The following is a 335-nucleotide window of genomic DNA, read 5'->3' on the forward strand; positions in this document are numbered from 1 at the left end:
AGGAAGAGAACATCTGGATCGTTGGTACCGCAGGCGAAGCTGACCATACGTTGTATCAGAGCAAAATGACCGGACGTCTGGCGCTGGTAATGGGTGCAGAGGGCGAAGGTATGCGCCGTCTGACCCGTGAACACTGTGATGAACTGATCAGCATCCCAATGGCCGGGAGTGTTTCATCGCTTAACGTCTCTGTTGCGACAGGAATTTGCCTGTTTGAAGCTGTTCGTCAGCGCGGGTAATTGATTCCTCCTTCTCTTAAGCCATCCTTCGGGATGGCTTTTTTGTGACCTTAATCCCAGGCACTCTCTTCTCTGACTGGCCATACTTAAGGCGAC

Annotated in this window: 1 protein-coding gene; it reads left to right on the forward strand. The window is 51.9% G+C overall.

All coding sequences use genetic code 11. The annotated features are described in order from the left end of the window. On the forward strand, positions 1-239 hold a 239-nt coding region (locus tag FDX22_RS31450; RefSeq protein WP_304571781.1), incomplete at its 5' end, for a TrmH family RNA methyltransferase. Positions 240-335 lie beyond the last annotated feature (96 nt).

It is taken from the genome of Citrobacter sp. TBCS-14, assembly GCF_005280805.1.
Classification (GTDB): Bacteria; Pseudomonadota; Gammaproteobacteria; order Enterobacterales; family Enterobacteriaceae; genus Citrobacter; species Citrobacter gillenii.